Annotated in this window: 26 protein-coding genes and 1 pseudogene; 9 read left to right on the plus strand and 18 right to left on the minus strand. The window is 66.0% G+C overall.

Annotated features, from left to right (window positions below):
* The first annotated feature begins 229 nt into the window (after window positions 1-229).
* Window positions 230-637, plus strand: coding sequence for a VOC family protein (locus NG697_RS15540; protein WP_248758955.1), 408 nt, complete (start codon window positions 230-232; stop codon window positions 635-637).
* Between the two features lie 39 nt (window positions 638-676).
* On the opposite strand, the gene NG697_RS15545 is transcribed toward NG697_RS15540, so the two are convergent.
* From NG697_RS15545 to NG697_RS15555, 3 genes are all read right to left on the minus strand, one after another.
* A complete protein-coding gene (locus NG697_RS15545; protein WP_248758956.1) occupies window positions 677-1,282 on the minus strand; it encodes a TetR/AcrR family transcriptional regulator in 606 nt (201 codons plus the stop codon).
* Between the two features lie 72 nt (window positions 1,283-1,354).
* Entirely contained in the window at window positions 1,355-2,719 is a 1,365-nt protein-coding gene (paaK, locus tag NG697_RS15550) for a phenylacetate--CoA ligase PaaK (protein WP_252614603.1), read from the minus strand.
* Window positions 2,720-2,725: 6 nt separating this feature from the next.
* Window positions 2,726-3,211: a hotdog fold thioesterase gene (locus tag NG697_RS15555; RefSeq protein ID WP_252610576.1), complete on the minus strand. Its 486-nt coding sequence runs from the start codon at window positions 3,209-3,211 to the stop codon at window positions 2,726-2,728.
* Window positions 3,212-3,376: 165 nt separating this feature from the next.
* On the opposite strand from NG697_RS15555, the gene pta reads away from it, so the two are divergent.
* Window positions 3,377-5,455 carry a phosphate acetyltransferase gene (gene pta / locus NG697_RS15560; protein ID WP_252614604.1) on the plus strand — a complete coding sequence of 693 codons (2,079 nt, stop codon included), beginning with the start codon at window positions 3,377-3,379 and terminating at the stop codon, window positions 5,453-5,455.
* A 103-nt stretch (window positions 5,456-5,558) separates the two neighbouring features.
* On the opposite strand, the gene NG697_RS15565 is transcribed toward pta, so the two are convergent.
* The 3 genes from NG697_RS15565 to NG697_RS15575 form a co-directional block, all read right to left on the minus strand.
* Complete coding sequence (locus tag NG697_RS15565; protein ID WP_252614605.1) at window positions 5,559-5,816, minus strand: hypothetical protein; 258 nt, start codon at window positions 5,814-5,816, stop codon at window positions 5,559-5,561.
* A gap of 96 nt (window positions 5,817-5,912) precedes the next feature.
* Window positions 5,913-6,035 carry a type B 50S ribosomal protein L36 gene (ykgO, locus tag NG697_RS15570; protein WP_058931424.1) on the minus strand — a complete coding sequence of 41 codons (123 nt, stop codon included), beginning with the start codon at window positions 6,033-6,035 and terminating at the stop codon, window positions 5,913-5,915.
* Between the two features lie 71 nt (window positions 6,036-6,106).
* Complete coding sequence (locus NG697_RS15575; protein WP_252614606.1) at window positions 6,107-7,222, minus strand: GTP-binding protein; 1,116 nt, start codon at window positions 7,220-7,222, stop codon at window positions 6,107-6,109.
* Window positions 7,223-7,284: 62 nt separating this feature from the next.
* On the opposite strand from NG697_RS15575, the gene NG697_RS15580 reads away from it, so the two are divergent.
* The 3 genes from NG697_RS15580 (at window position 7,285) to NG697_RS15590 (ending at window position 9,052) form a co-directional block, all read left to right on the plus strand.
* On the plus strand, window positions 7,285-7,482 hold the full coding sequence (locus NG697_RS15580) for a hypothetical protein (protein ID WP_252610571.1): 198 nt from the start codon (window positions 7,285-7,287) through the stop codon (window positions 7,480-7,482).
* A complete protein-coding gene (locus tag NG697_RS15585; RefSeq protein ID WP_252614607.1) occupies window positions 7,479-7,784 on the plus strand; it encodes a winged helix-turn-helix domain-containing protein in 306 nt (101 codons plus the stop codon). Before NG697_RS15580 ends, NG697_RS15585 begins: the two co-directional genes overlap by 4 nt.
* 101 nt (window positions 7,785-7,885) lie before the next feature.
* Entirely contained in the window at window positions 7,886-9,052 is a 1,167-nt protein-coding gene (locus tag NG697_RS15590; RefSeq protein WP_252610567.1) for an acetate kinase, read from the plus strand.
* A gap of 81 nt (window positions 9,053-9,133) precedes the next feature.
* On the opposite strand, the gene NG697_RS15595 is transcribed toward NG697_RS15590, so the two are convergent.
* Window positions 9,134-10,165: an aldo/keto reductase gene (locus NG697_RS15595; protein WP_252614608.1), complete on the minus strand. Its 1,032-nt coding sequence runs from the start codon at window positions 10,163-10,165 to the stop codon at window positions 9,134-9,136.
* A gap of 15 nt (window positions 10,166-10,180) precedes the next feature.
* Window positions 10,181-10,920: pseudogene (locus tag NG697_RS15600) on the minus strand (NAD-dependent epimerase/dehydratase family protein).
* 565 nt (window positions 10,921-11,485) lie between these two features.
* Here NG697_RS15600 and NG697_RS15610 point away from each other — a divergent pair.
* Window positions 11,486-12,043, plus strand: a complete 558-nt coding sequence (locus tag NG697_RS15610) for a GNAT family N-acetyltransferase (RefSeq protein WP_252614609.1) — start codon at window positions 11,486-11,488, stop codon at window positions 12,041-12,043.
* A 201-nt stretch (window positions 12,044-12,244) separates the two neighbouring features.
* Window positions 12,245-12,712 (plus strand): SRPBCC family protein, encoded by a 468-nt coding sequence (locus NG697_RS15615; RefSeq protein ID WP_252599923.1) that lies wholly within the window; start codon window positions 12,245-12,247, stop codon window positions 12,710-12,712.
* Between the two features lie 82 nt (window positions 12,713-12,794).
* Here the strand turns inward: NG697_RS15615 and NG697_RS15620 are convergent, their stop codons facing one another.
* Entirely contained in the window at window positions 12,795-15,035 is a 2,241-nt protein-coding gene (locus NG697_RS15620; RefSeq protein WP_252599924.1) for a S9 family peptidase, read from the minus strand.
* 400 nt (window positions 15,036-15,435) lie between these two features.
* On the opposite strand from NG697_RS15620, the gene NG697_RS15625 reads away from it, so the two are divergent.
* On the plus strand, window positions 15,436-15,855 hold the full coding sequence (locus NG697_RS15625; protein ID WP_252599925.1) for a hypothetical protein: 420 nt from the start codon (window positions 15,436-15,438) through the stop codon (window positions 15,853-15,855).
* A gap of 420 nt (window positions 15,856-16,275) precedes the next feature.
* Here the strand turns inward: NG697_RS15625 and NG697_RS15630 are convergent, their stop codons facing one another.
* Window positions 16,276-17,385 carry an LCP family protein gene (locus NG697_RS15630; RefSeq protein WP_252599926.1) on the minus strand — a complete coding sequence of 370 codons (1,110 nt, stop codon included), beginning with the start codon at window positions 17,383-17,385 and terminating at the stop codon, window positions 16,276-16,278.
* Window positions 17,386-17,774: 389 nt separating this feature from the next.
* Window positions 17,775-18,416 (minus strand): arsenate reductase/protein-tyrosine-phosphatase family protein, encoded by a 642-nt coding sequence (locus NG697_RS15635; RefSeq protein WP_252614610.1) that lies wholly within the window; start codon window positions 18,414-18,416, stop codon window positions 17,775-17,777.
* 202 nt (window positions 18,417-18,618) lie between these two features.
* Here NG697_RS15635 and NG697_RS15640 point away from each other — a divergent pair, with 202 nt between their 5' ends.
* Complete coding sequence (locus tag NG697_RS15640) at window positions 18,619-19,317, plus strand: hypothetical protein (protein WP_252614611.1); 699 nt, start codon at window positions 18,619-18,621, stop codon at window positions 19,315-19,317.
* A 141-nt stretch (window positions 19,318-19,458) separates the two neighbouring features.
* On the opposite strand, the gene NG697_RS15645 is transcribed toward NG697_RS15640, so the two are convergent.
* From NG697_RS15645 to NG697_RS15675, 7 genes are all read right to left on the minus strand, one after another.
* Entirely contained in the window at window positions 19,459-20,343 is an 885-nt protein-coding gene (locus NG697_RS15645; protein ID WP_252599929.1) for a F510_1955 family glycosylhydrolase, read from the minus strand.
* Window positions 20,344-20,423: 80 nt separating this feature from the next.
* Window positions 20,424-21,044, minus strand: a complete 621-nt coding sequence (locus NG697_RS15650; protein WP_252610557.1) for a DUF305 domain-containing protein — start codon at window positions 21,042-21,044, stop codon at window positions 20,424-20,426.
* A 156-nt stretch (window positions 21,045-21,200) separates the two neighbouring features.
* On the minus strand, window positions 21,201-21,686 hold the full coding sequence (locus NG697_RS15655; RefSeq protein ID WP_252599931.1) for a hypothetical protein: 486 nt from the start codon (window positions 21,684-21,686) through the stop codon (window positions 21,201-21,203).
* Window positions 21,687-21,763: 77 nt separating this feature from the next.
* The gene (locus NG697_RS15660) at window positions 21,764-23,917 is read right to left on the minus strand and encodes a heavy metal translocating P-type ATPase (RefSeq protein ID WP_252614612.1); all 2,154 of its coding nucleotides are present in this window, start codon (window positions 23,915-23,917) and stop codon (window positions 21,764-21,766) included.
* A 70-nt stretch (window positions 23,918-23,987) separates the two neighbouring features.
* The gene (locus tag NG697_RS15665; protein ID WP_252614613.1) at window positions 23,988-24,302 is read right to left on the minus strand and encodes a heavy-metal-associated domain-containing protein; all 315 of its coding nucleotides are present in this window, start codon (window positions 24,300-24,302) and stop codon (window positions 23,988-23,990) included.
* 201 nt (window positions 24,303-24,503) lie between these two features.
* On the minus strand, window positions 24,504-24,863 hold the full coding sequence (locus tag NG697_RS15670; protein ID WP_252599934.1) for an ArsR/SmtB family transcription factor: 360 nt from the start codon (window positions 24,861-24,863) through the stop codon (window positions 24,504-24,506).
* 4 nt (window positions 24,864-24,867) lie between these two features.
* Entirely contained in the window at window positions 24,868-26,097 is a 1,230-nt protein-coding gene (locus NG697_RS15675; protein ID WP_252599935.1) for an MFS transporter, read from the minus strand.
* Between the last annotated feature and the right edge of the window lie 90 nt (window positions 26,098-26,187).

Consider the following 26,187-nt stretch of genomic DNA (forward strand, 5'->3'; position numbering starts at 1 on the left):
ACGGACTGAAAGAACCATAGTGACTACGGCGTCGACAACAGGCGACCACAGGCACATTTTCAGCCCGGAACGGGCGCCCCGCAAGGGGCATACAGGCTTAATGTACGGTTTCCGGCGACGCTCTCGCACTGGTGAGAGAGCGTCGGGGGTTTTCCCGCATTATGTGAGAGAGCGTTTGGATCTTTCCGGGTTGCCGTGGCGTAAAATTTGCACCGTAGGAGGTGGCCAAATGAACCTAGCCCTGAACACAGCCACAACCATCCTGCCCGTCGATGACGCAGCGCGCGCCCGCAGTTTCTACACCGAAAAACTGGGCCTCCCGCACCGCGGAATGACAGACAATGGAAGCGAATTACTCGGTAGCGACGGCGGCCCGATGCTGCAGTTGTTGCCGGTCTCGGACGGGAAGCACTCCGAGCACACCGCCCTTAGTTTTGAGGTGCGAAACATTGAGCGGATCGTGCAGGACATGGAGGCCAGGGGCGTCCGTTTCCAGGATTACGACCTGCCCAACCTGAAGACCGAGAACCACATCTGCACCACGGACTCCGAGAAATGCGCCTGGTTCATGGACACGGAGCACAACATCCTCTGCGTTCACGAGACGTTGGGCATGCAGGCCGAATACCAGCTCTGACCGCCTCAGCAGGTCGCACTCAGCAGGCCGCAGCATTCCCTAGTGCTGCGCGTGGAGCCCGTCGAACGCGATGGTGATGACGTCGTCGGCCAGTTTTTCCGGCGTGAGGGAGCCGCCCGGTTTGTACCATTCCACGATTGAGTTGATGGTGCCGAACAGCAGGCGCGTGACGGTGCGCGGATCGATGTCCTGGCGCAGCGAGCCTTCGTCGCGGGCTGCGGAAATCAGGGCGGCCACCTCGTGATCAAACGCGCGACGGCGTTCCAGGGCGTCGCGCTCAATGTCAGTGTTGCCCCGCAACCGTAGGAGCAGCGTGACAAACGGCAGCCGCTCCACCAGGACGGCCACGGTCTGACGCAGGACAAATTCCAGCCGTGCGTCCGCGGCGCCGCTTTGCGCCCCGGGCTGTTCGAGGATTGATTCCAGGCCACCGAGCGCATGGTCCAGGGCGAGCCTCAGGAGGTCTCCCTTGGACGGCACGTGGTGGTAGATGGCCGATTTCGAGATGCCCAGGTTCTCGGCCAGGATGCCCATGGACGTGGCGTCATAGCCGTGCCGGTTGAAGACGTCGACGGCGATGAGCAGCACCGACTGCTGGTCGTAACCGGGACGGCCGCGCTTGCTGGGGACTGCTGTAGTGGGCATACCGGCTATTTTCCCACGAACGTTCGGTAATCCCTGTAGCGGCGCAGCCCGGGCCTCAAGTGTCCGTTCGCGCTATGCCTTGGGGCGCAGGTCGTAGATCCGGCGCAGCTTGCCGTTTGACCGCTCCAGTGAACCCGGCTCCACCACGTCAACGGCGCACGAAGAACCGACGTGGATCTTGATCTGCTCCTGCAGGGTGCGCGCCGCCGTCGTACTCTGCTCAACTGTCACCGCGTCCCGGCGCTCGATCTTGACCGTCAGCTGGTCCATCCGCTGGCCTTCGGGGCGGGTGAGTTCGAGCTGGAAGTGCGGGCTGAGCTCGGGGATGCGCAGCGCAATTTCCTCGATCTGGGACGGGAACAGGTTCACGCCGCGGAGGATGATCATGTCGTCGCTGCGGCCGGTGATGCGGCCCATCCGGCGGTGTGCGGGGCGGGCGGTGCCGGGCAGGAGGCGGGTGAGGTCCTTGGTGCGGTAGCGGATGATCGGCAACGCTTCCTTGGTGAGCGAGGTGAAAACGAGCTCGCCGTGTTCGCCGTCGCGCAGGACGTTTTCCTTGCCCACGACAGGGTTGAAGGCGTCGATGATTTCGGGGCGGAAGTGGTCCTCCCAGATGTGGCTGCCGTCCTGGGTTTCCACGGCCTCGCCGGCGACGCCCGGGCCCATCACTTCGGACAGGCCGTAGATGTCGCAGGCCTTGATGTTCATGGTGACTTCGAGTTCGTGCCGCATCTCCTGCGTCCACGGTTCGGCGCCCAGGACTGCGTACTTGAGCGAGGTCGACGTCGGGTCGATGCCCATGTGGGCCATGGCGTCGGCGATGGTGAGCAGGTACGTGGGCGTGGCCAGGATGGCGTCTGGCTGGAAGTCCTGGATGAGCTGGATCTGGCGTTCGGTCTGCCCGCCGGACATCGGGATGACGGTGCAGCCCAGTGCTTCAGCGCCGGCGTGCGCGCCCAGGCCGCCGGTGAACAGGCCGTAACCGTAGGCGTTGTGGACCTTCATGCCGGGCCGGACGCCTGACGCGCGGAGGCAGCGCGCCACCAGTTTGGCCCAGTCGGCCAGGTCCTGCTTGGTGTACCCGACGACGGTGGGCCGGCCTGTGGTGCCCGAACTTGCGTGCACGCGGGCTACTTCGCTCTGCGGCACCGCGAACATGCCGAATGGGTACTCGGCGCGCAGGTCTTCCTTGGTGGTGAAGGGGAAGTTGCCGAGGTCGCTGAGTTCGCGCAGGTCGGTGGGGTGGATGCCGGCGTCGTCGAATTTGCGTTTGTAGAGCGGCACGCGGTCGTAGGCGTAGGCCACGGTGTGCTGCAGGCGGGTGAGCTGGAGGGCCTCGAGCTCGTCGCGGGAGATGGTTTCCTCGCGGTCCAGAATGGGATCTGTGCCCTGGGACGTGGACTGCGGCATGGGGGTTTCGGGGGCGTGGAGGGTCATGGTTTCCTACTTCTTGGGAATGGTGCGGCTGCGTCCGCGGAACTCGGCGATGAGTTCCCCAGGGTTGCCGGAGCTGGGTAACGAATCGGCCTGCGCACCGGGCTGCGTATCGGCATCGGCCGCGAAAATCTGGATGTCGTACAGCCCGCTGCGCCCTGAGCTGGATCGGCGGTCCGCGACGGCGGTGATCACCTGGCCGCGGTAGGCGGGCTTCAGGAAATTGATGTCGACGCCGGCGGCAACTGTGATGCTGTCGGCCTCTTCGGGGGTGGGATTGACCGGATTGCAGGCAAGGGCGAACGCGGAATCGGCGAAGGCGAAGATCATTCCGCCGTGGGCCATACCGAACCCGTTGAGCATTTCCTGCCGGAGCGTCATGCGGATGGTGGCGTGCCCGTCGCTGACGGCGAGGACTTCGATGCCCATCCATTCGGAGGCGTAGTCGTTTTCCAGGATGGGGTGGGTGGCCCCGGAGAGTGCTGCTTCAGCCATGCGTCATTGCCTCCAGCTTTATTTACCGAATGTTCATTAGGTAATCCCAGATGCGGGTCCGGTGTCAAGGGCAGATCGGTCTGTGGGTACCCCTGATCGGTGGGACCCCCGGCACGGAAGTGCAAGGATGGAGGGACCGGCACCACGCACAGCAAAGGGCGGACCATGGCCAAAGGCATCTACGTCAGCGCGACCACCCCGGGGTCGGGCAAATCGCTCGTGGCCCTGGGCCTCGCGGACACGCTCCACCGGCACGCGGACCGGATCGGCTTCTTTAAACCGGTGGTCCACGGCCCGGACGCCGCCGACGACCCCATGGTGGCGCTGATGAAATCACGCTTCGCGCTCGACGACGACCGTTGCCGTGGGGGCCTGACGTCCACCGAAGTGCGTGCCCTCCTGGCAGACGGAAAACGAGCGGATATCGATGCGCGCTGCGTGGAGATCTTCGCCGAGATTGCCAGGCATTGCGACGTGGTGATCGTGGAGGGGACGGACCTCACCGGCCAGGACGCCGCCGTCGAGTTTGACCTCAACGCCCGGCTGGCCAACAACCTGGCCGCGCCCGTTGTTGCCGTGGTGGGCGCAAAGGGGCTCAGCGTTGCCGAGGCAGCGGCCGCCGTCGAGGTTGCCCGCAAGGAACTGGTGGCGGAAAAGTGCACGCTGCTGGCCATCATGGTGAACCGCGCGGACCCGGACTTAGTGGAGGAGATCGCGGCCGCCGTGAAGCCCGGCGCATCCAACCGGCCGGTGTATGTCCTGCCGGAGCTGGAGGAGATCGCCCGGCCCACCACCGGCGAGGTTGCTGCGGCGCTGGGTGTGCGGCAGATCGCCGGCCTTGCGGACATGGAACGCGACGTCCGTGACATCAAGGTGGCGGCCATGAATGTGGGCAACTTCCTGAACGTGCTGGACGAGGGTGCCCTGGTGATCGTTCCCGGCGACCGCGCGGACGTGATGGTGGCCTGCCTGGCGTCGTCGTTCTCGCCGGAATTCCCCGTGCCGTCGGCGCTGATCCTGACCGGTGGGCTGGCCCCGGACGCCAACATCTACCCGCTCCTGGCGCAGGCGCCGTTCCCCGTGTTTGCCGCCAGCCAGGACACCTACACCACCGCCAAGCGGGTCTCCGAGGTCCGCAGCGAGATCTGGTCCGGGCACCGCCGCAAGGTGGCTTCCGCCCTGGGCCTGTGGTCCAAACGGGTGGACGAGGCCGAACTTGTGGAACGCCTCCACCTGCCGCGCCTGGAACGGATGACCCCGCTGCGGTTCCTGCACGACCTCATCGAACGGGCCAGGGGGCAGCGCCGGCACGTGGTGCTGCCGGAGGGTACGGACGTCCGGATCCTGCTGGCCGCCGAAATCCTGCACCGCCGCGACGTTTGCGATCTCACCCTGCTGGGACCGGATTCGCAGGTCCGGGAGCTGGCAGCGGCCAACGGCGTCGACCTCGCCGGGATCAACATCGTGGACCCGGCCACCTCGGAACTGCGGCAGGGGTTCGCGGAGAAGTACGCCGAACTTCGCGCCCACAAGGGCGTGGACCTGCCCAAGGCCCTGGAAATCATGCAGGACGGCAGCTACTTCGGCACCATGATGGTCCAGCTCGGAGTGGTGGACGGCATGGTGTCCGGCGCCGCGCACACCACCGCGCACACCATCCGCCCGGCGCTCGAGTTCGTCAAAACGCGCGACGGCGTGAAGATCGTGTCCTCGGTGTTCCTGATGCTTATGCCGGACCGGGTGCTGGTCTATGGCGACTGCGCCGTGAACCCCGATCCCAACGTGGAGCAGCTCGCGGACATCGCCCTCGCCTCGGCCGAAACCGCCGCGCAGTTCGGGGTGGAGCCGCGCGTGGCCATGCTGTCCTACTCCACCGGCGGCTCGGGTTCCGGCGAGGCCGTGGACGAAGTCCGGCAGGCCACCGAACTGGTGCGTGAACGCCGCCCGGATCTCGCCGTCGAAGGCCCCATCCAGTACGACGCCGCCGTGGACGCCTCCATCGCGGCCTCCAAAATGCCGGGCTCGTCGGTGGCAGGGCAGGCGACGGTGTTCATCTTCCCCGACCTGAACACCGGCAACAACACGTACAAGGCGGTGCAGCAGAGCTCGGGCGCGGTCGCCGTCGGGCCCGTCCTGCAGGGCCTGCGCAAGCCGGTCAACGACCTCTCGCGCGGCTGCACCGTGGAGGACATCGTGAACACGGTGGCCATCACGGCCATCCAGGCGCAGGTGCCGGCCTCGTAGTAACGGCGAGTGACCCCGCGTTGAGGTTAGGAGCTTTACAGGCTCAAACGTCCGACGGCGGCACCGGGTTGGGTGCCGCCGTCGCCCATACCGGCTCGCTGGCTTAGCTGTTTTCCGGCTTGGCCATGCTGTCCGGGTCTTCCTCCTTGGCCGGCTCATCGGAGAGTCCTAGGGGCGTGAGGTCCAGGTTTTGCAGATCTTCGGGCGGCTCAGCGGCCTCGCCCACCTCTTCGGCTTTGGGGCTTCCGGTATCGTCCAGGGCCGGGTTGGAACCCTCGACGCCGGTAGGGTCCTTGGCGCCGGGGGCGGGTTCTGCGGTCCCGGGCTCGGTGTTGTCGGGCTGAGTGGTGTCGTTCGGCATGAAAGTCCCTCTCTGCGTAGTGCAACGTGTCCGCCGACTCTAGGCGCCTGCCGCGGCTGACGCAACGGCAGGCGCGGGGTGAGCCGGTCTGCAGCCTCAGCCCTGACGGGCCTTCATCCGAGGATTCTTCTTGTTGATCACAAAGGTGCGGCCCCGGCGTCGGACGATCTGGGCGCCGGGAACCTTCTTCAGGGCGCGGAGGGAATTTCGGACTTTCATGGGCTTGCTCCTTGTATGTATTAATAGCGGTTTTGACGGTTGCGGGTAGGTGCAGTGTGCGGCCGGGGCCGTCAGGACGGAGCGGGGTCGAGCTGGAACGGGTCGGTCAGACCGGCGAACCCGGCCTCCATTTCCGCGTCGGTGAGTTCGCAGGCGGAGAGCAGCTGCGCAATTTCCGCCGGGTCCATGTCCTCTCCGGTCGCGGCCAGCACGCTTCCGCGGTCCCCGTGTTCCGGATGCCAGTCCAGGTGGGCGTCCACATGGTTGAGGGGATCGGGCGCCGCACCGGCCTCCTGGTCTGCCAACCACGGTCCGGTATTTTCGAGCCACACACGCGGCCCGATGCCCTGGATGGCGATCCGGCACTGCGGTGCGGCGGCGATCCACAGGCGGCCCCGCAACCAGCAGCAGCCCTCCGCGAGGGACGCCAGGGCGTGCCGGAACCGCTCAGGGTGCAGCGGACGCTGGGCCCGGTGCGTGACAGTGGTGAACGGTGAGATGGAGGACGACGCCGGGATCCGCACCGAACCGGGGACCGTCCGGCTCAGCGCGTCGTGGTAGTTGTGGCGGCCTGGGCGGATGAGGCGGGCGTTTTCCGCCACGTCAGCGTGAGGGGCCAGTTCCCTGACCAGTTGCACGCCGCGAACACGCAAGTCGGGGTCGGCCGGAAACAGGTCCACCTCCGCCAGCAGGACGGTGTCATTGAACGACAGCTCGCCGATGAGGAATTCACCAGCAGTGCGCTGGTCCTCCGGGACCGGCGTGAACCCGGACTCAAACAGGGTGTGATGGTCCCAAATGTGGTCCTCCAGCGTGTCAGGGGCGCAGGCAAGGACAGCGGAAGCAATCGTTACCGGGAGGGAAAGGCCACGCCGCAGGGCTCCGATCGCGGCCTCCGCGGACACGGCCGGAGGGAGCCCGATGATGGCCTGGGTCTCCCCGCGTTCCAGCAGCCGCTCGATGGTGGGCACGAGGTCCAGCCGCACGGTGCAGCTCAGGCAGCCGTGTTCCAGCTGCGTCTCGGCGCGCTCCACAAGCCCGGACTGGCTGGAGATCCTGCGGATGACCACGCCGTTCTCCAACAGGTCGTGCAGAACCACCACGGCGCCGGGATTGGCCGCGGCCGCGTCTTGGCAGGCTTGCTGGCGGCACAGGGCGTCCAGGGAGCTGATCACAGTGATATGCATGCCGATTACTCTAATGAGAATGGTTCGCAAAAACAAGTTCGCCAACAGCGAGCATTTGGCCGATGTTCCAGACGTCCACAAAAGCCGGGTACACCCGGCGGTTCCTGACCTCACTGATCGCCTACTTCACTCTTTACGGCGTCGCGCTGGGGGTCGGAGTCAGCCTCTTCCGCGACGGAAACATCTGGTTCTACGTGAGCGCCGCCGTCGTGCTTGCCGGCGTTGGCCTGGCCGCAGCCTTCCGCGAACTGCGCGCATGAGCACCGCAGCGGAGCATCCCCGCTACCGGCTCGACGACCTTATCCACCAGCCGGTCCGTTTCTCCGTCATGGCGGCGCTGGCAGGCGCGGAGTCGCTGGACTTCAAGGACCTGCGGGACGCCATCCAGGTCAGCGATTCCGTGCTCAGCAAGCAGCTGGCGGTGCTGGAAAAGGCCGGGTACGCAAAGATCCGGAAGGGCTTCGCGGGAAAGATGCCGCGGACTTCGGCGAGCGTGACCGCTGCAGGGCGGAAAGCCTGGGACGGGCACCTGCAGACCCTGCGGGATATCGCCGGCGGCTGACGCGGCAACTTATAGAGTGGGTCTCGCATGGAGCGCTGCGCCAGGCTCCGGCACACCCCTCGTCAGCTGTACCCCGCGGCACCGAGGCTTCAGGAGGCCCTATGCTTGTGCTCGTTATCAATTCCGGTTCGTCCTCGCTCAAGTACCAGGTCCGGGACGTGGCCGCCGGCATTGTGCTGACCGAAGGGCTGATCGAGAAGATCGGCATGGGCAACGGCGGTGATGGCGACGGCGAAATCGAGGGCCCCCGGGACCATGCGGAGGCGCTGGAACAGGTAGATGCCGCGATCCATGCGGAACTTGGCGATCTTGAACTTGCTGCGGTGGGCCACCGCGTGGTGCACGGCGGCGAGCGGTTCGCCGAGCCCGTGCTGATCGACAACGAGATCACCCGTGCCATCGAGCGCCTCAATCCGCTGGCGCCGCTGCACAACCCCGCCAACGTCCTGGGCATCCGCGCCATCAGCAGGAAGTGGCCGGACCTGCCGCAGGTGGCCGTGTTCGACACCGCTTTCCACCGCACCCTGCCCGAGCACGCCTGGCGCTACGCCGTTCCGGACGAGCTCTACACGAACCACGGCATCCGCCGCTACGGCTTCCACGGCACGTCGCACGAGTACGTCACGCACCGGGCCGCCGCGCTGCTGGACGTGCCCGTGGACGAGTTCGACGGCGTGATCGCCCACCTGGGGAACGGCGCCTCCGTCACGGCCATCCGCCGCGGTCATTCGGTGGACACGTCCATGGGCTTCACCCCGCTGGAGGGCCTGGTGATGGGCACCCGCTCAGGCGACCTCGATCCGTCCATCCTGGTCTTTCTCGGCCGGTTCGGGTGGACGCCGGAGGACATCGACGCCATGCTCAACCGCGAATCGGGGCTGAAGGGGCTCGCCGGGAACAACGACATGCGCTCGGTGGTGGAGGCGTCAGAGGCCGGCGACGCCAAGGCTACGATGGCGCTCGCGGTCACGTCCTACCGGCTGGCCAAGTACATCGGCGGATATCATGTGGCCGTCGGCGGCGCCAAGGCGCTCGTGTTCACGGCGGGGATCGGCGAAAACTCCCACCAGTTCCGCGCGCTGGTGACTGACAGGCTGCATGCGCTGGGCATAGAGCTCGACGCCGGCCTGAACAGTGAGCGGTCCAAGGAACCGCGGGTGATTTCCACGGCTGCGTCCGTCATCCCGGTGTTGGTGGTGCCCACCGACGAGGAACTGGCCATCGCGGAGGCAACTGCAGCCGTCGTCCTCTCATCGGTTGCTCCGTAGCGGCCCTTTTGGGCCCTGAAAACGGCGGTTACGGAGCAATCGACGGTGAAACGGCTTCGAGGTCTTGCCGGATGCCCGGCGCTACCGTCCCCCTTCGATCTTGCGGCTGCGCTGCTCCTGGGCCATCGGACCGTACGGATAGACCCCGATTTGAGGCTGACTGGCCTGCGTTAGCTGGTCGGTTTCGTCCGGGGTGAGCTGCAGGTCTGCCGCGGCAAGGTTGTCCACGAGCTGCTCCGTGGTCCGGGCACCCAGGATCACGGACGTGACCGCCGGCCGGTCGGCCAGCCATGCCAGCGCCACCTGGGAGTGGCTCACGTCGTGGGCAGCGGCGATGTCTTCTACGGCCGCGATAACGGCCCAGGTGCGGGGATTGTCATTGCGAGCCTTCCAGGCCTCCATGCCGCGTTCGGGGTTCTCGCCAAGCCGCGTGGCACCTGAAGGAGGCTGGTCCCGTTTGTACTTGCCCGATAGCCAGCCGCCGCCCAACGGGGACCACGGCAGCAGGCCGATCCCGGCGTCCATGGCTGCCGGGACGATCTCCGCTTCGATCTCGCGTACCAACAGGCTGTACTGGGGCTGCAGGGTCACCGGAGGGTTCCAGCCGTTCTCCCGGGCAACGTGGACCGCCTTGGTCAGCTGCCAGCCGAGGAAATTGGAGAAACCGTAGTAGGCGATCTTGCCGCTGCTGACGGCGTCGTCCAGAAACCGGAGCGTCTCCTCCAGCGGAGTGATGGGGTCCCACGCGTGCAGCTGGTAAAGGTCGATCTGTTCCACGCCCAGTCGGCGGAGGGAACTGTCCAACGCTCGGGTCAGGCGGCGGCGGGAGGTGCCGACGTCGTTTGGGGCCGTTCCCATCGGAAAGCGGCCCTTGGTGGCGAGCACCACGCGGTCCTTGGCTTCCGGCCGCTGGGCCAGCCAGCGGCCGATGATCTCTTCCGAGGCTCCGGCGCTGTAAACGTCCGCGGTGTCGATGAAGTTGCCGCCGGCGTCGAAGTAGCTGTCCAGGATGGCATGGGATGCGTCTTCGGTGGCTTCGGCACCGAAGGTCATGGTTCCCAGCGCATAAGCGGAAACCACGGCGCCGCTGTGGCCCAGGGTTCGGTATTGCATGGTGCTCCTCGGGGGTCAGTTTTCGGTGGGGGTGGTCTTGTTGGAGTGGTAGGTCCGCCACGTGTGTTCAGGCTCGTAGCCCAACAGGCGCCGGGCTTTGTCGATCGACAGCATGGTCTCGTGTTCGCCCAGTTCCTTGGTCACGGTGACGTTGGGGAACACCTCCGCGGCGAGGCTGGCGCTGGAACGCGTCATGACAGTGTCCGCGTTCGCGATGATGAAAGCCTGGAACCCGGGCTGGCCGTTTTCCAGCGCACGCGCCACAGCCTGCGCGCCGTCGCGCCCGTCGATGTAGCCCCAGAGGTTCCACTTCCGCGCACAGGCGTCCGAATCGAACGACGGGAACCGTTCGTAGTCCTCAGGATCCATGACGTTGGAGAACCGCAGGCCCGCAATGCTCAGCTCCGGATCCCAGCGCGTCAGCTGGATCGCCATCTGCTCCTCGAGGTGCTTCACGAGTGAGTACGTGCTCTCCGGCCGGGCCGGGTATTCCTCATCCACCGGGATGTAGGGANACTCATGCCCGGTGCGGGAATGGCTCCCAGATGGACGATTGCGTCGAAGCCGTCATGCCGGTCGTCGAGACCCAGGAACACGTCAAGGACCTGGCCATAGTTGCGCAGGTCCACGATGGCCAGCCCGGGGCTCCTTTCCCCGGCCCGGTCCAGGTTCAGCACCTGGTGGCCGTCGTCGGTCAGCCTGCGGACCACGTGCCGTCCGAGTTTTCCGCTTCCGCCGGTCACTGCAATTCTCATGGGTATGCTCCTTCAGATGGTGTTACTCGGCGGGACCGATCTGGCCCGCCGCCAAAGCGCTAAGTCCCAGCACAACGGGACAACCCCGCTCGACTCCCGGTCAGGGTCGGCGGCTGGGGTTCGATGGCCCATGCGGCCTGGTGTAGATGGCAACTAGCCGAACGATCCCAGCCCGGAAACGGCTTTCGTGAGGGGTATGGGCACGACGCTACGCACTTTGTGGATACCTGTCAGCAGGGTTGCCCCGCCCTGCTTTTCCTAGGACTGCCAGACCTACCTTCGTTATAGAAAGCAGCGGCGCGACGACGGAGAATGGACGACATGGGTCAGAGCGGGGAGTTTGGAAATTTCCTGAAGGCAATGCGGTCAAGGCTGACGCCAGATCAGGCGGGCATAGCTTCCACCAGCGGCGCCCGGCAGGTTCCCGCGCTGCGACGCGAAGAGTGCAGAATCCCCGTCGGAGTGACAGTCGTCGTCGTTTCATCGATTGCTCCCTAGCGGCCCTTGTGGGCGCTGAAAACGGCGGTTACGGAGCAACCGATGGGGCATGGCGTAGCCTCATTCCATGCCTGAGATCACTTTGCCCATCCGCACCGAGCGTTTGATCCTGCGCCGGTTCGAAGGTGCGGACCTGGATGCCTTCCATGCCTACCATTCGCTGCCCGAGACGGCCCGCTTCCTGCCGGGGGAGGCCAAGAGCTACACCAAGTGTATGGAGTCCGTGGGCAAGTACGCCAACTTCGTCTTCGAGAAGGAGGGTGACTGGATATGCCTGGCCCTCGAGGCCGTGGACGGCCCGGGACTCCTCGGCGAGGTTGTGCTGAAGTGGCTGCCGGGCAGCGGGCAGGGCGAAGTCGGATGGAGCCTGGCGCCGGCCGCGCGGGGCAAGGGCTACGGGGCCGAGGCCGCGGATGCGGTGCTGAAGCTGGGGTTCGAGGAACTGGGGATGCACCGGATCGAGGCAAAGCTCGACGCCCTGAACACCGCCTCCGCCGCTCTATGCGAACGGCTGGGCATGCGGTTGGAGGCCCGGCTGGTGGACAAGTGGCATTACAAGGGCCAGTGGGCCACTGAGCTGATGTACGCGATCCTCGAGGACGAATGGCGCGCGCGGCGCCGGTGATCGACGCACGCGGTGATCGAGCCTGTCGAGATCTGACCGGTTGCTCCGTAACGGCCCTTTTGACCCCTGAAAACGGCGGTTACGGAGCAATCGATGGGTTATCTCAGGCCATTGACGGCCTCAGGCGCCGGGGACAGACTTTTCCTGTGCCTAGCTGTCGGCCAAGCCGGGCTGGCAACAGGCGTGTCCAAGGAGAATCCGATGCCCACCGTGGAAGAAACTGTCTACATTGCCCGCCCTCCACAGGAAGTCTTCAATTTCCTGTCAAAGGGCGAAAACATCCCCGTCTGGGACTCCTCGGCCGTCCATGCCGAAACGGTCGGGACCGAGCCCGTTGCAGTCGGAACCCGGGTTAAGGGCGCAAGCAAGGTGGTGGGCAGGAAATTCGACTGGACAACGGAGGTCATCGAATTCCAGCCTCCAACTCGCTTTGTGTCCCGCTCGGTGGAAGGAAAGCTGGAATTCACTGTCACCAATGTCTTGGAACCTGAAGGTGACGGGACCCGCCTGAGCTTCCGGATCGATGCGGCATCTGGCCTGGGCGGGGTGTTCGGCAAACTGGCCGACCGGTTCGTGGAACAAGCCCAGGCCCGGACCGTCCGTGCCAACCTCGAGACACTGGCCGAACTGCTGGCCGAGCACCCCGAATACGGCAGGGATGACGGCTGAGCCGCGAGATCCGGGTTTCGACAAGCTCAACCACCGGATTCGGCCCGGTGATCGAGCCTTGAAATCCAGGGGTCCGAGGGGGTTATTTGAGGCCGGCCCCGGGCAGAAGGTCCTTGGCGCCGAGGGAGTCGGCGATGAACGCGTAGTCCCACGCACGCTCGCGCCATTGGACATAGCGCCCGGACGCGCCGCCGTGGCCGCCGTCCATTTCGATCTTCATCACCACCGGCTCCGCGCCGGTGGTCTTGTTCCGCAGCTCCTGGACCCATTTGGCCGGCTCCACGTAGAGCACCCGCGTGTCGTTGAACGAGGTCACCGCAGCCACCTTGGGGTACGCAACTGAATGCACATTCTCGTACGGCGAATAAGACTTCATGTAGGCGTACACCGCGGGGTCCGTGATGGGGTTTCCCCATTCCTCCCACTCCAGGGCGGACAGCGGAAGCTCCGGGTCCAGGATGGTGGTGAGGGCATCCACGAACGGCACCTGCGCCACCACCGCGGCGTACTTTTCCGGTGCCAGGTTGGCCACCGCGCCCATCAGCAGCCCGCCTGCCGAGCCGCCCAGCGCCGCAACCCGGGACGGATCCACCCACCCGGACTTGGCCAGCCAGTCGGTGGCGTCCACAAAGTCGGTGAAGGTGTTCTTCTTGGCGAGCTTCTTGCCGTCCTCATACCAGTGCCGGCCCAGCTCGCCGCCACCACGGATGTGCGCGATCACAAACACCACGCCGCGGTCCAACAGCGACAGCCGCGCGATGCCGAAACCGGGGTCCATGCTCAGCTCGTAGGAGCCGTACCCGTAGACCAGGCCCGCCGCCGTCGAATCCTGTTTGACGCTCCTGTGCCGCAGAACAGAAAGGGGGACCCGCGTGCCGTCCGCGGCGTCGGCCCATTCGCGGGTGGCCACGTAGTCGCTGCCGTCGTAGCCACCCAGCACCGGGCTTTCCTTGCGGAGCAGCAGTTCGCCGGCGGGCTGCGCCGGGGTGGGCAGCACAAAATCGTAGACGCGCGACGGCGTGAAGTACGACGTGTAGCCCAGCCGGATGACCGGTGCCTCGTAGTCCGAACCGCCGACGCCGGCCGTGTACAGCTCCTCGTCGAACGCCGGTTCCACCGGAGCTTCCTGAGCGGGCGTACCGAGGCCGGCCAGTCCCATCACCTGGACGCGTTCGATGGTGTCTTTGCGGACTGACACAATCAGATGCGTGGAGGTGACGCCGGCACCGTTGACGCGGACGTCGTCGGAATGCTCGACGACGGTACTCCAGTGCTGCTCGGCCAACGGCTTGGCGAGCTCGGCGGGGTCCACCAGGGAGACCATGGAGTTGATGGCACCGCGGTTGTGGGTGAGCAGAATGCGTTCTGATTTTTCGCCGTCAGGACCGGTGAGCAGGAACGGCTCAGCCTCGTAGAGGACGCGCTCGTCCCGCGAAATCACGGTGGTGAGGGCCGCCGTCGGGTCATCGAAACGCAGCAGGCGGGTCTCGCTGTACTCGGAGCAGCCGATGCCCAGCACGAGGTGGCGCCTGTCAGAGGAGAGCTCAAAGCCCAACCACATGGCGACGTCGTCCTCCTGATAAATCACCTCATCGTCGGAGACCGGCGTGCCCAGGACGTGGGACTTGACCTGGTACGGGCGCCACGAATCGTCCACCACGGTGTAGAAAATGCGCGTGCCGTCGGGAGAGAAGCTGACGCCGTAGAAGATGTTCTCGATGACGTCCGGGAGGAGTTCCCCGGTGCGGAGGTCCTTGATGTGGAGGGTGAAACGTTCGTCGCCGGCGTTGTCCACGGCGTAGGCGTAGAGGTTCCCGTCCACCGTGACGGCCGATCCGCCCACCGAGAAGAACGGCTTGCCTTCGGCCTCGATGTTGCCGTCCAGCAGCACTTCCTCGCCGGGGATTTCGACGCCGGCCTCCACTGCGGGGGGAGTCCAGTCGGCAACGGGGTTGCCGGTGTCCTGGGCGCGGACGCGGCACTGGATGCCGTACTCCTTGCCCTCAACCGAGCGGCTGAAGTACCACCAGCCATCCTTGCGGTTTGGGACAGACAGGTCTGTCTCCTGCGTGCGGCCCTTGATTTCCTGGAAGATGGCCTCGCGCAACGGCTCCTGGTGGGCGGTGATGGCCTCCTGGTAGGCGTTCTCGGCCTTCAGGTGCTCAACCACTTCGGCAGATTCCTTCTCGCGCAGCCACTCGTAGTTGTCCACGAAAGTGTCGCCGTGGTGCGTCCGCTCGTGCGGGACCTTCTTGGCCACTGGGGGCGCGGGGGAGGAGGCGGCGGACGAAGTGGCGGAATCCTGCAGCGGAGTCTGGGTCATGCCTTCAATATATAGAGCCGGGCGGACAAAATGGCCGCCGTTCGCTACCGGGGTAGCGCCCTCCTGCAGCCGGGCCGGACGGGCCGCTAAGTTACCGGCCGGAACCCCTTGAATCGCCCTTCGCCGGGTGCTAGAACGGCATTACCGGGAGGATCCGGACGCGTTCTTTTTCATCTGCCTCTTAGGGCGGTTAGCCGTTTCGGCACGCCACAGCGCCAGATAGCGCATCGGCAGTCTGCGGGCGACCCTTCCGATACGGTGGTCCCCGGCCTGGCCGGGGGCCACTTTTATGCGTCCCTGGCCATGCTGGTGCGGGTTGCCGCAGAACGCGGAGCAGGGACCTTGACAGGGCGTAATAATCGCGGGCTAATTGTAAGCACTCTTAGTAATATTGGGGGCGATGATGCGAAACCTAATACCGAAAGGCACCCTCCGGAAGATGCTCCTGCCGCCCACGTACGGCTTGCACCTGGCACGGGGCGCCGAGTTCACGGTGCTCTCCGTCGAAGTCTGGAGCAGTTGCCTTGTGGTCAACATCCACGTGGAGTCCGCTGCCGGGAGAGCCATCCCGGAAATTGCCATCGAAGACCATTGGGGCACGCAATACACATTCCGGGACTCCGCCAGCGTGGGCTCCCGGAACCTGCAGGTCTTCACCCCGTCCGTGCCGCCCGGCACTAGGAGCCTGACCATCAGGTCCACCGACAACGACGCCGACGCGCGCCTGGTGGTGACGTTTGCCGTCCCGCGGATGCAGGAAGCCGACCAAGCAGCCAAGGCGCCGGTTTCCCGCCCGGTCCGACTGCGCCGTCCGGCCTAGAAGCAGGTCGGACTAGAACGCACTCACAGCCGGAGTGAGAGAGGGTTCGGGAAATTTCTGCAGGATGTGAGAGAGCGTTGATGGCGGGGCAGGCGTATCCTGATCACGCAAAGGCGTACCCGCCCAGCGTGAGAGGGGAAGTTCCATGACCATCCCGCCAGTGCACGAACCAGAGCCGTTCCCGCCGGAACCAGGCCCGGACCCCTTCAATCCGGGGCCCACCCATCCCGGCCACCCGGGACCGGACAGGCCCAGCCCGACGCCGGAACCTCCCGGACCGCTGCCCGTCCCGGATCCGGGGCCCGCACCGCTGCGCCCGGATCCCACCCGGAGTTAAGTCACCGATGAAACGGCCCCTGGCACAGCCAAGGGCCGTTTCACTTGGTGCCCGCCAGTACCCGGACCGTGTTGCCCGGCGTACTACCCGCCCGCGTACTCGGGCAGCCGGCCTTCGCGCATGGCAGCCGCCACCTGGGCGATCCCGCCGTAGTCCGGGAATACGACCGACGCCCCTCCTGGTGCTGTGCCCACCCCGGCAGTCGGCAGGGTCAGGCTCACCACGGCGTTGGGGTCGATGCCGCGCATGCCGTAGGCCAGGATCGCGACGCCCACAGGATCAAAGCCCTGGTCCACTGTGAGGTAGCCGGATGCGAAATTCACCAGGGCCCGCACCGCGGTCACGTCGTGCAGGGCGCCGTCGCTGGTGAGCCGGGCGAGGATGGCGCGGAGGAACGTCTGCTGGTTCCTGACCCGCTGGAAGTCGCCGTCGACGAAGGCGTAGCGCTCGCGGACGAATTCCAGTGCCGCCTGGCCGTCGAGGTGGTTCACCCCCGGTGTGAAAACGTGCTGCGTTTCGTGAGTGGACTGGAACGGCACGGTGACGTTCACGTCAATTCCGCCCAGCCCGTCGGTGAGCGTCTTGAAACCGTGGAAGTCCAGCATGAGGGTGTGGTCGATGTGGGTCCCCATCAGGGACTCCACCGTGCGGGTCGCGAGCGGTATGCCGCCCACTTGCAGGCTGTCGTTGATCTTGGAGAACCCGTAGTCGGGGATGCTTACGTACAGGTCGCGCATGAGGGAGACCACGTGCACACTGCGGCGGTCGGCCGGGACATGAACCAGCATGAGCGTGTCGGCGCGGTGGTCCTGCGATTCGCCCGTGGCTGCGGTGTGGGCTGCCTGCTCCCGGGCGTTCGCGCGGCTGTCGCTGCCGATCACCAGGATGTTCATGGGCGTGGCGGGGAGTTCCGCGATGGGTTCGGGCGGCGGGGGAGGGGCCGGTGCTGGGGGCGGTGGCGGTGTCGTCTCCGAAGGAGTGGGGGTGGCGGTGTCAGTGATGGTGGGCACCGGGGCCGCAACTTCCGCGGCAGGCTTGGTGAACAGCAGGGCGGACACGGCGACGACCGCAACCAGTAGCAGCGACAGCGCCGCCGCGATCATTCGGCGCCGTTTCAGTGCGGCAGGCGCAGCAGGCTCGGGGCCGGAATTGCCGGGGCCGATCGGATCAGGACCGCTTGGGGTGCTCGCCATGACTTAGTGTCCGCCCTCGGACCCGGTTACGGCTACAACGCGGAGCGTGTCGTTTCCATGCTGTAACGTACGACGGCGGCTCGCCGGGTTCAGTGGAAAGCCCCGCAGTGCGGGGCGGACTAGGCTCTTGGTCAGGAACGGGATATCTGTGGGGGATCTGATGGAAAATACGAAGCCGGTTCTGCTTGTCACCAGCCGGGCGGCCTGGGAGAAGCAGTACGAGCGTTACAAGCGAATGGGCAAGCGGCTGAATACGGTCCAGGGGCTGCTCTTTCATCCCATTCCTGGCCAGCCTGCTGTTTCTGGCAGGTGTGCTCTTCCCCTTGGTTGCAGGGGTTACTCCTGAGGCGGCGCCTGCCCCTCGCTAACGCCGGCTTGCCCGGGAGCGTTTAGGCGAGAGTGTTCAGGCGCGCGTGCCGCAGAATGGAAACAATGGCCGGAGCCAGTTCGTCCTCCATCTGGTGGTAGATCTCGGGGCTGCGCCGGTAGGGGTCGATGATGTCGTTTTCGGAAGAATCCGCGGGCAGTGACAGGTGCCGGACGGACGCAGCGCGCGCGGGCAGCCCCCGCCAGAAGGCGGTGTTGGCACTGAGGGGACTACCGCCGTCGTCCGCTACCGGAACGTTTGCGGCACTGTCCGCACGCTCGTCCAGGACGTCGAGCATGCGGGCAAACTCGCGGATGGTGAAGGTGCGCTTGAGCAGGGAGGCGTCCAGCTGGAGCACTTCGCCGCGGTGGCCCGAGGTCATGGTGAGGACCAGGTCCACACCGCGCAGGATCTTGCTGGTCAGCTGCCGCGAGACGAAACCGTCCGGGTTCCCGCCGAAGGTGCGCACGATGTCGCCGGACAGCGGCTGCATCGGATCGCCCACCATGGCCCGGGTTCCGGCGCTGGTGACCTCAAATCCGCCCGGCATCACCTGGTCCAGCCCGGCCTGCAACAGCCGTTCGGCCACGGGAGAACGGCAGATGTTGCCGGTGCAGACCGTCAGGATCCTCACGGGTGCGGGGGCAGATGAGGGGGATTCCACGGAACTTCTCTTTCCAGCCGATGCGCCGGACCGGTGCGGCCCGTCGTACCTTTCAACTTAACACGTGCGGGTGCCGACGCCCCCAGCACCCGGATGCCGCCGTCGTGATATTTCGAGCGAAGACCCATCCTTGTAGGCATGGTGGTACGAATCACACTTGACTACAGGGATTCCCCTGTTGGCGCTGACCAAGGAGTGAATCGTGAAACGGAATACAAAGTTGGTTTTTGGTGGTGCCGGTGTGGCACTGCTGGCGGCTGCGTCGCTGGGTGCCATGCCGGTAATGGCCCAGAGCCCAAAGTCCGCGGAGAAAACAGTCACGCTGAGAGCCACCCTCACGGAGCTTAACGGCTCCGGGGCTGCGGGCACAGCCACTGCTGTTGTCCGCAACCAGAAGATCCAGCACATCGAGGTCCACGCCACCGGGTTGACGCCCGATGCCCCGCACGCCCAGCACATCCATTACGGCAACCAGGCCCTGAACGAGTGCCCCACGCTGGCGCTGGACAGCAACGGTGACGGACGGCTGAATACTGTCGAGGGTGTTCCGGCCTACGGCCCGGTTGTGGTCTCGCTCAACACCACCGGTGACACCACCCCCGCCAGTTTCCTGGACGTTTCCCGGTTCCCCGTCTCCCAGGACGGCAGCTATGACTACAGCCGGGACAACATCGAATTTACTGATGTAGCCGGGACCGGCTACCCCGGTGCCGGCGGGCTCGGTACCGCCAAGCAGATCGCTGACTCCGTCCGCGAAGGCGAGGGCGTCCTGGTGATTCACGGGCAGGACTACGACGCCAACGGAACCTACAACTTCAGCGATCCTGAAGGTGCCAGTGAGCTTGACCCGAACCTCCCGGCAGAGGCCACTGACCCCGCCGCCTGCGGCGTCCTGCGCTAAGCGCGCATTTCCCCGCTCTTCGGGCCCCAGCAAGGCTTACCCCAGTGCCGTGCTGGGCTTGAAGATGGCAATGAACGGCAAGAGGCAGGGCCTGCCCGCACTCCGCGGACAGGCCCTTCCTGCTGCCTTCCCGTGACCGGGTCAGACGGCGTCCGAGGCGCGGAAGGTGGCCCCGCCGTCCGTGGATACGACCAGTCCGGCAGAGGTGGCGGCCCAGACCCAAGGGTTCGCGCCTGAACCCTCCACCGCCGCTATCGCCTGGACCTCCCCTTCGATCCGCCCCGTCCGGGACCAGGTGGCCCCGCCGTCAGCCGAATAATGTACGGAACCGTCCGGTTCCACGCCTATGGCTTCGGTGGGGCTGGCGAAGGTCACGAACTGGATCACCGGGGCGGCCGGGGTGAGGGCCCAGGTCTTGCCGCCGTCGGTGGAGCGCTGCACCCCGTCGCGGGTGGTCGCCAGGACCGTGTCACTGAATGGGTCCGCGGCCAGGGCCGCCGGGCTGAAGCCGGCGGCCTGAACGGACCAGGTCTTCCCGTCAGGGCTCGTGCGCAGGGTCCCGTCAAAGGCCACGATGCCGGACTTGGCCGAGGTGAGTGCGTGGAAGTCCGATTCGCCTTGGCGGGAGAGCTGCTCCCAGGTCTTGCCGCCGTCGGTGGATTGGATCAGGCCCAGTGGGTTAGGCAGGTCTGAGCCCGGCCCAGGGTGGCCCGAGGCGTAAAACAGGCCTTGGCCAGGGCCTGCGGTGAAGCCCATCAGGTCGTTGGTGCTGCCGATTTTGGTGGCGGGATGTGCGGTGACGTCGTAGAGACCATCGTGGGTGGCCAGGAGAACCTGGTCCGTTTCGCGGTTCACGGTGAGGCCGTGTATGTGGCTGCTGGGCAGGCCGGACGCGGAGTTGGTCGGGGCAGCGGTGCTCGCGGCCGGCGACGAAGCGGGTGTGCAGGCGGCAACAGTGAGCAGAAATGCGGTCGCCGCGGCGGCGGCCGAAGCGGGACGGTAACGGTTGAATGTGCGCGCGGGCATGGGATTCTCCAGGTGGCGGAACGAAAAGTATGGGTGGTCAGGCACCGGCCCGTGGCCGGGCCGGTGCCTGGGGGTGCTGGCTACAGGGTGGCCAGCAGGTCCTTCATTTCCTGGATTTCGGTTTCCTGGGCCGTCACGATGTCTTTGGCCAGCTGGACCGCTTCGGGGTTCTTTCCTTCGGCGCTTTCGGTCTTGGCCATCATGACAGCGCCTTCGTGGTGGGCGATCATCTGGGTCAGGAACAGCCTGGACGCCTCGGTGCCCTGGGCCGCACCGAGGGCGGTCATGTCCTCCTCGCCCATCATGCCGGACATGCTGTGCCCGCCAGCCATCGCAGACGGCACTTCCGTGGACTGGTTCCAGCTCTTAAGCCAGCTCGTCATTTTCTCGATTTCGGGCCCCTGGGCGGCTTTGATTCTGGTGGCCAGGGCGCTCACCGTCGCCGGGATGCCTTCCTTCTTCAGCATCAGGTCCGACATTTCCACGGCCTGGGCGTGGTGCGGGATCATCGTCTGGGCGAACACGGCGTCGGCTGCGTTGAAGTCGGCAGCTGCCGGGACAGAGCTGGAGGACATTCCGGAGCTGCCGTGGTTCATGCCCGGCACGCTGCCTCCGTCGGAACCGGCGGAACCGGTGGAGCAGCCGGCCAGGGCAATCGCCGTAGCGATGGTGAGGGCGGAAATGGTCAGGGTCTTTTTCATCAAAATCAGGGTCCTTCGAAGTCAGCCGGCGTCAGGCGCCGTTGCGGATGCGTGCGGTGGTGGGGCCGGGTTGGCCGGCCCCGGCGTATGCGGGGTGGCTGGGCAGCGTCAGTGGCTGCGCAGGGTGCGCCGGACAGGACGCGGCGCAGGGCAGTTTTACGTCCGGCTGATGCAGAGGTCGCCGGGGGAAGGACTGCCCGGTAGATAGGCATAGGTGGTAGTGGCCACGGCGGCACCGGTGACGTTGAAGGCCGGGAACGGCGTGCTGCCGGGCAGCGGTGCCGACAGGGAAGTGTTCGCCGGGGACAGGACGCAGGCAGCGTCCCCGGCGGCCATCGCCGGGCAGCTGCCGGGAGACGTGCAGGGCGACGCCGTCCCGGACACCGGTGCCGCCGGATCCAGCGGTGCCACCAGAGCGTCGGCAGTGGAGGACTGGGCTGCCGGGTGGCCCCCATGTACAGCATGGGAGCCTTGGATCTGCGTCAGGGTCATGTCCGTGCCGGCAGAGGCCGCCGTGGGCATGGTGTGGGCGCCGGACATAATGTGCATCCCGAAAATCCCGGCGATGACAGCGAGCAGCCCGGTCAGCAGCCCTGCACGCCGGAGGAGCGCCATGAAGGGGCCGGGTGCTGTTGCTGCCATGGCGTTCCTCCTGCTCGTGTGGGCGGGCCTTTTGGTTTAACCGTACCGGGTTGACCTTTGCCGGGTGGTTCGCTGGTTCAACGTACCTGCGCGGGATTCAGTTTCACGCGGCGCAGCAGCTGGGCGTTCAACGCCACCACGATGGTGGACACTGACATCAGCACAGCGCCGGCCGCGGGGGACAGCACCACCCCGGCGAAGGCCAGCACGCCCGCGGCCAACGGGACGGACAAGACGTTGTAGCCGGTGGCCCAGATCAGGTTCTGCCACATCTTCCGGTAGCTGGCCCGCGACAGGTCCACCATGGACAGCACCGCGCGGGGGTCATTGCCGGCCAGCACCACGCCGGCCGATTCCATCGCCACGTCCGTGCCGGCGCCGATCGCGATGCCGACTTCAGCCCTGGCCAGGGCCGGGGAGTCGTTGACGCCGTCGCCCACCATCGCCACTTTCAGCCCACGGCCCTGGAGCTCGGCGACCTTTTTGTCCTTGTCCGCCGGGAGGACTTCGGCGAAGACTTCGTCAATGTGCAGCTCTTCGGCGACGGCCAGGGCCACCTGCCGGGCGTCACCGGTGATCATGGCAACCTTGATGCCCCGGTTCTGCAGAGCCGCCACTGCCTGCCGGGATTCCGGGCGGACGGCGTCTTCGAGGCTGACGGCTCCCAGGACACTGTTCCCGTCGATCACGTGCAGCACGGCGGCGCCGCGGTCCATCCACGTCCGGGTGGAGCGGGCCAGCGGTTCAGGCTCGACGGCGCCGAGCTCGCGCAGGAGCGCGGGTCCGCCGACGTGAACTGTCCGCCCGTCCACGGTGGCACGGACGCCCCGGCCGATGAGAGACGAGAAACCGGTGGCATCCGGGATGGTCAGGTTCCGATGGCGGGCGGCACGGACGATGGCCCGTGCTACGGGGTGTTCACTGTCGGATTCCACCGCAGCGGCCAGGGCCAGCAGGCGGTCTGTATCCCCGCCCGCAACGGCGGCGATGTCCTTCAGGTCCGGTTCGCCGGTGGTGAGGGTACCGGTCTTATCGAAGAGGACAACGTCGATGGTCCGCATCCGTTCCAGGGCCATCCGGTTCTTGATCAGCACCCCGGCGCGGGCGGCCTGTTCCGTGGAGATGGCGATGACCAGCGGGATGGCAAGGCCCAGAGCATGGGGGCAGGCGATCACCAGGACGGTCACGGTGCGGGTGACTGCCTCCGGGACGCTGCCCAGCAGGGTCCAGACGATGAAGGTAATGATGCCCGCGCCGGCGGCGAAGTAAAACAGGAACCCCGCGGCCCGGTCGGCCAGCGCCTGCGCCTTGGACGAGGAAGCCTGCGCCTCGGCGACCAGCCGCTGGATGCCGGCCAGCGCGGTGTTCTCGCCGACGGCGGTCACGCGGACCCGGACGGTGTTATCCGTGGCGACGGTCCCGGCCACCACTTTGTCTCCTGGAGCGCGGGGCACGGTTTTGGATTCGCCGGTGATCATGGACTCGTCGAACTCGGCCTGGCCTTCGACGACGGTTCCGTCGGCCGGCATGCGGGCACCGGAGCGGACCAGGACAATGTCGCCTTCGCGGAGTTCGGACACGGGCACGGTCTCCGTGCCGGAGCCGGTGATGCGGTCGGCCTCATCCGGAAGTAAGGCCGCGAGGGCGTCCAGGGCGCCCTGCGCGGAACCGAGGGCCCGCATTTCGATCCAGTGGCCCAGCAGCATGATCGCGACCAGCAGCGCCAGTTCCCACCAGAAGTCCAGGTCGAACCCGCCGATGCCCAGGCTAGTGACCCAGGACGCGGCAAACGCGACGGTGATGGCCATGGCGATCAGCAGCATCATCCCCGGGCTCCGGGTCTTCAGTTCCTGCAGTCCGCCTTTGAGGAACGGCTGGCCTCCGTAGAGGAAAATCACCGTTCCCAGCACGGCCGGGATCCACGTTGAGCCGGGGAATTTCAGGGGCTCATAGCCCAGGAGGTGGCCGACCATCGGGCTGAAGTACACCACGGGCACGGACAGGACCAGGGTGAGCCAGAACCTGTTCTTGAACATGGCGGTACTGTGCCCGGCGTGCTGCCCGTGGCTGTGGACCGCGTGGTCGTCGTCGTGAGCACCATGCTGCTCGTGGGCGTGGCCGGCGTGATCTACGGGCGGGCTTGCCACCGCCGTTGCCTGGCCCGGTACGGGGCTCGGGGGCTGGTGGCCGGCGTGGTCTTTCCCGCCGTGGTGATCGTGGTGGTTTTCCATTGGTGCCCTCCTGTTGGGGGGAGTGTTCCCTGACGGCGTCAGCAGGACTGTCATCAGGGCGGGAGGTGGACTACCTGCTGCTGAGGCTGTACCCGGCGGCGGTGACGGCGTCCCGGACGGAGGTTTCCGTGTGGGGCCCGGAGACGCTTAGGCGCGAGGTCCCGCCGGCGACGAGTTCGACGGCGGCTGATGTCACGCCGTCGAGCGCGGTGACTGCCTTTTCAACGGTCTGGACACAGTGACCGCACGTCAGGCCGGTGACGGAGTACTCCGTACCTTCTGCCTGGTGTGACAGCTGCTTCGCTGAAGGGGTGGAGCAGCAACTGCACCCTGCAGTTTCAGCTGCAACGATGGGCAGTTCGGTCCGGACCGGGGATGCACTCATATCAGTTCTGTCCTTTTGCAAGAGAGGTGTGATGAGGTGCTGGGGTTGAACGGCTGTAAGGGCCGGAATTGCAAGGGCCTGGACAAACCACTTCACTGGCAACACCCAAAGAATACCCCCATGGGGTATATCTTGCAATGTGCCGACGCCCACAGCACCGGGGGAGCGGGCGGCCGAGCGCTCGCCTTACCGCCAGGACAGTCAGCCGTGGCTGGGTTCCCCGGTGACGGTGTGGTCGGCGTGGTTCAGGCCTTCCAGGACAAGTCGGGCCAGATGGCCGTCCGCGATGCTGTAGACCACCCTGCGACTGACCTTCTGCGTGCTGACGAGGCCGCTGAAGCGGAGCTTGGCCAGATGCTGGCTGACTGAGGTCCGGGAGGCTCCGGTGCGTTCCACCAGGGTGGTGACGTCGGCCGGTTCCTGGGTCAGGAGCCAGAGAATGTGCAGGCGGGTGGGATCGGAGAGCATCCGGAACGTGGCCGTGGCGGCATCCAGTCGGCGGGCATCAGGGAGCCGGGGATGGTGAAGGCTCGGTGTGGTGACGACTTGGGCCTCTTCCACCGGATCACCCTTTCATGATGGCCGGTTCTGGGCCGGTCCTGGAGGCAGCCGGCCAGAATTTCACGGCCGCTGCTGTACTGATCATAGCCACCACTGCCAGGACGGCGGCGGCTGCGGGCTGGCCGGCGGACGCGCCGATCCAGCCGGCTACCGGGTAGGTGATGATGAAGCACGCGTGGGAGAGGGAGAACTGGGCGGTGAAGATGTAGGCCCGCGTGCTTTCCGTTGCGGAGCGGCGCAGTAACCGGGCCGAAGGGGTGCTGATCATCGAGTTCCCGGCGCCGAGTGCCGCCCAGAGCCCCAGCAGCATCAGCCACGGACCGGCCGTCGCCAGCAGGACAAACGTGCCGGCGAGGCCAAGGCCAAGAAGCGCAGCTCCGGACATCATCAACGAACGGTCGGCCAACCGGTCCAGCGCCCAGGGTGCGCTGAGCGCGACGGCCATCGAACCGGCGCCGTAACAGGCCAGGGCAATGGCGACGTCGGCGTTGGATCCTGCGAACAGGTCCCGGGTATAGACCACCGTGTTGACCAGCACGAGGGATGTAGCGGCCGCCACGGCCAGGTTCAAAGCCAGGAGGCCGCGCAGTTCCGGCGTTCTCGCGAAGATCCTCGCGCCGAGGGTGGTGCGGTGCCAGAGTGATCCTTCCTGACGGGCCGCCGGTGCTGCAGGCAGTCTGGTGGTCACCACCAATGCCGCAGAGAACACAAAGCCCGCCACGGTGCCGAGAAAAAGTTCGTGGAAGGAAAGTACGGACAGGAGTCCTGCGGCCAGGGCCGGGCTGACCAGGGATTCCAGGTCATACGCGAGACGGGAGAGTGACAAGGCCCGCGTGTACTGCCGTTCATCGGGCAGCACCACGGGGATCAGGGACTGGAAGGCCGGCGTGAACGTAGCCGAGGCACTCTGAAGGACAAATATCAGCACATAGATTTGCCAGGCCTGATCCACCGCGGGCAGCATCAGGGCGATTCCGCCACGGATCAGGTCCGCTGCAACCAGGACCGGCTTTTTTGGCAGCTTTTCCACCAGTGCCGCCATGACTGGCGCGACGAAGACGTAGGCCAGCATCTTTATGGTCAGCGCTGTCCCGAGCACGGCCCCGGCCTGCGCTCCTGCAAGGTCGAACGCCAGCAGTCCGAGGGCCACAGTCAGCAAACCGGTCCCCAGCAACGCAACAATCTGGGCTGAGAAGAGCTTCCGGTAGGCGCGGACGGCCAGAACTTCGATCATAAGGATCCCTCAATCAATATGTGCGTACCTATGCACCTATTGTAGACGGCTAAACCCCAGTGCCGTACAGGGCCAACCTTGAACGGGTGC

It is taken from the genome of Pseudarthrobacter raffinosi (genome assembly GCF_023913835.1).
Classification (GTDB): domain Bacteria; phylum Actinomycetota; class Actinomycetes; order Actinomycetales; family Micrococcaceae; genus Arthrobacter; species Arthrobacter raffinosi.

Excerpts from the sequence above, each read along its gene's own strand:
- NG697_RS15540 (WP_248758955.1), top strand. The coding sequence starts at position 230 with ATGAACCTAGCCCTGAACACAGCCACAACCATCCTGCCCGTCGATGAC.
- NG697_RS15545 (WP_248758956.1), bottom strand. The coding sequence starts at position 1,282 with ATGCCCACTACAGCAGTCCCCAGCAAGCGCGGCCGTCCCGGTTACGAC.
- paaK (WP_252614603.1), bottom strand. The coding sequence starts at position 2,719 with ATGACCCTCCACGCCCCCGAAACCCCCATGCCGCAGTCCACGTCCCAG.
- NG697_RS15555 (WP_252610576.1), bottom strand. The coding sequence starts at position 3,211 with ATGGCTGAAGCAGCACTCTCCGGGGCCACCCACCCCATCCTGGAAAAC.
- pta (WP_252614604.1), top strand. The coding sequence starts at position 3,377 with ATGGCCAAAGGCATCTACGTCAGCGCGACCACCCCGGGGTCGGGCAAA.
- NG697_RS15565 (WP_252614605.1), bottom strand. The coding sequence starts at position 5,816 with ATGCCGAACGACACCACTCAGCCCGACAACACCGAGCCCGGGACCGCA.
- ykgO (WP_058931424.1), bottom strand. The coding sequence starts at position 6,035 with ATGAAAGTCCGAAATTCCCTCCGCGCCCTGAAGAAGGTTCCCGGCGCC.
- NG697_RS15575 (WP_252614606.1), bottom strand. The coding sequence starts at position 7,222 with ATGCATATCACTGTGATCAGCTCCCTGGACGCCCTGTGCCGCCAGCAA.
- NG697_RS15580 (WP_252610571.1), top strand. The coding sequence starts at position 7,285 with ATGTTCCAGACGTCCACAAAAGCCGGGTACACCCGGCGGTTCCTGACC.
- NG697_RS15585 (WP_252614607.1), top strand. The coding sequence starts at position 7,479 with ATGAGCACCGCAGCGGAGCATCCCCGCTACCGGCTCGACGACCTTATC.
- NG697_RS15590 (WP_252610567.1), top strand. The coding sequence starts at position 7,886 with ATGCTTGTGCTCGTTATCAATTCCGGTTCGTCCTCGCTCAAGTACCAG.
- NG697_RS15595 (WP_252614608.1), bottom strand. The coding sequence starts at position 10,165 with ATGCAATACCGAACCCTGGGCCACAGCGGCGCCGTGGTTTCCGCTTAT.
- NG697_RS15610 (WP_252614609.1), top strand. The coding sequence starts at position 11,486 with ATGCCTGAGATCACTTTGCCCATCCGCACCGAGCGTTTGATCCTGCGC.
- NG697_RS15615 (WP_252599923.1), top strand. The coding sequence starts at position 12,245 with ATGCCCACCGTGGAAGAAACTGTCTACATTGCCCGCCCTCCACAGGAA.
- NG697_RS15620 (WP_252599924.1), bottom strand. The coding sequence starts at position 15,035 with ATGACCCAGACTCCGCTGCAGGATTCCGCCACTTCGTCCGCCGCCTCC.
- NG697_RS15625 (WP_252599925.1), top strand. The coding sequence starts at position 15,436 with ATGATGCGAAACCTAATACCGAAAGGCACCCTCCGGAAGATGCTCCTG.
- NG697_RS15630 (WP_252599926.1), bottom strand. The coding sequence starts at position 17,385 with ATGGCGAGCACCCCAAGCGGTCCTGATCCGATCGGCCCCGGCAATTCC.
- NG697_RS15645 (WP_252599929.1), bottom strand. The coding sequence starts at position 20,343 with ATGCCCGCGCGCACATTCAACCGTTACCGTCCCGCTTCGGCCGCCGCC.
- NG697_RS15650 (WP_252610557.1), bottom strand. The coding sequence starts at position 21,044 with ATGAAAAAGACCCTGACCATTTCCGCCCTCACCATCGCTACGGCGATT.
- NG697_RS15655 (WP_252599931.1), bottom strand. The coding sequence starts at position 21,686 with ATGGCAGCAACAGCACCCGGCCCCTTCATGGCGCTCCTCCGGCGTGCA.
- NG697_RS15660 (WP_252614612.1), bottom strand. The coding sequence starts at position 23,917 with ATGGAAAACCACCACGATCACCACGGCGGGAAAGACCACGCCGGCCAC.
- NG697_RS15665 (WP_252614613.1), bottom strand. The coding sequence starts at position 24,302 with ATGAGTGCATCCCCGGTCCGGACCGAACTGCCCATCGTTGCAGCTGAA.
- NG697_RS15675 (WP_252599935.1), bottom strand. The coding sequence starts at position 26,097 with ATGATCGAAGTTCTGGCCGTCCGCGCCTACCGGAAGCTCTTCTCAGCC.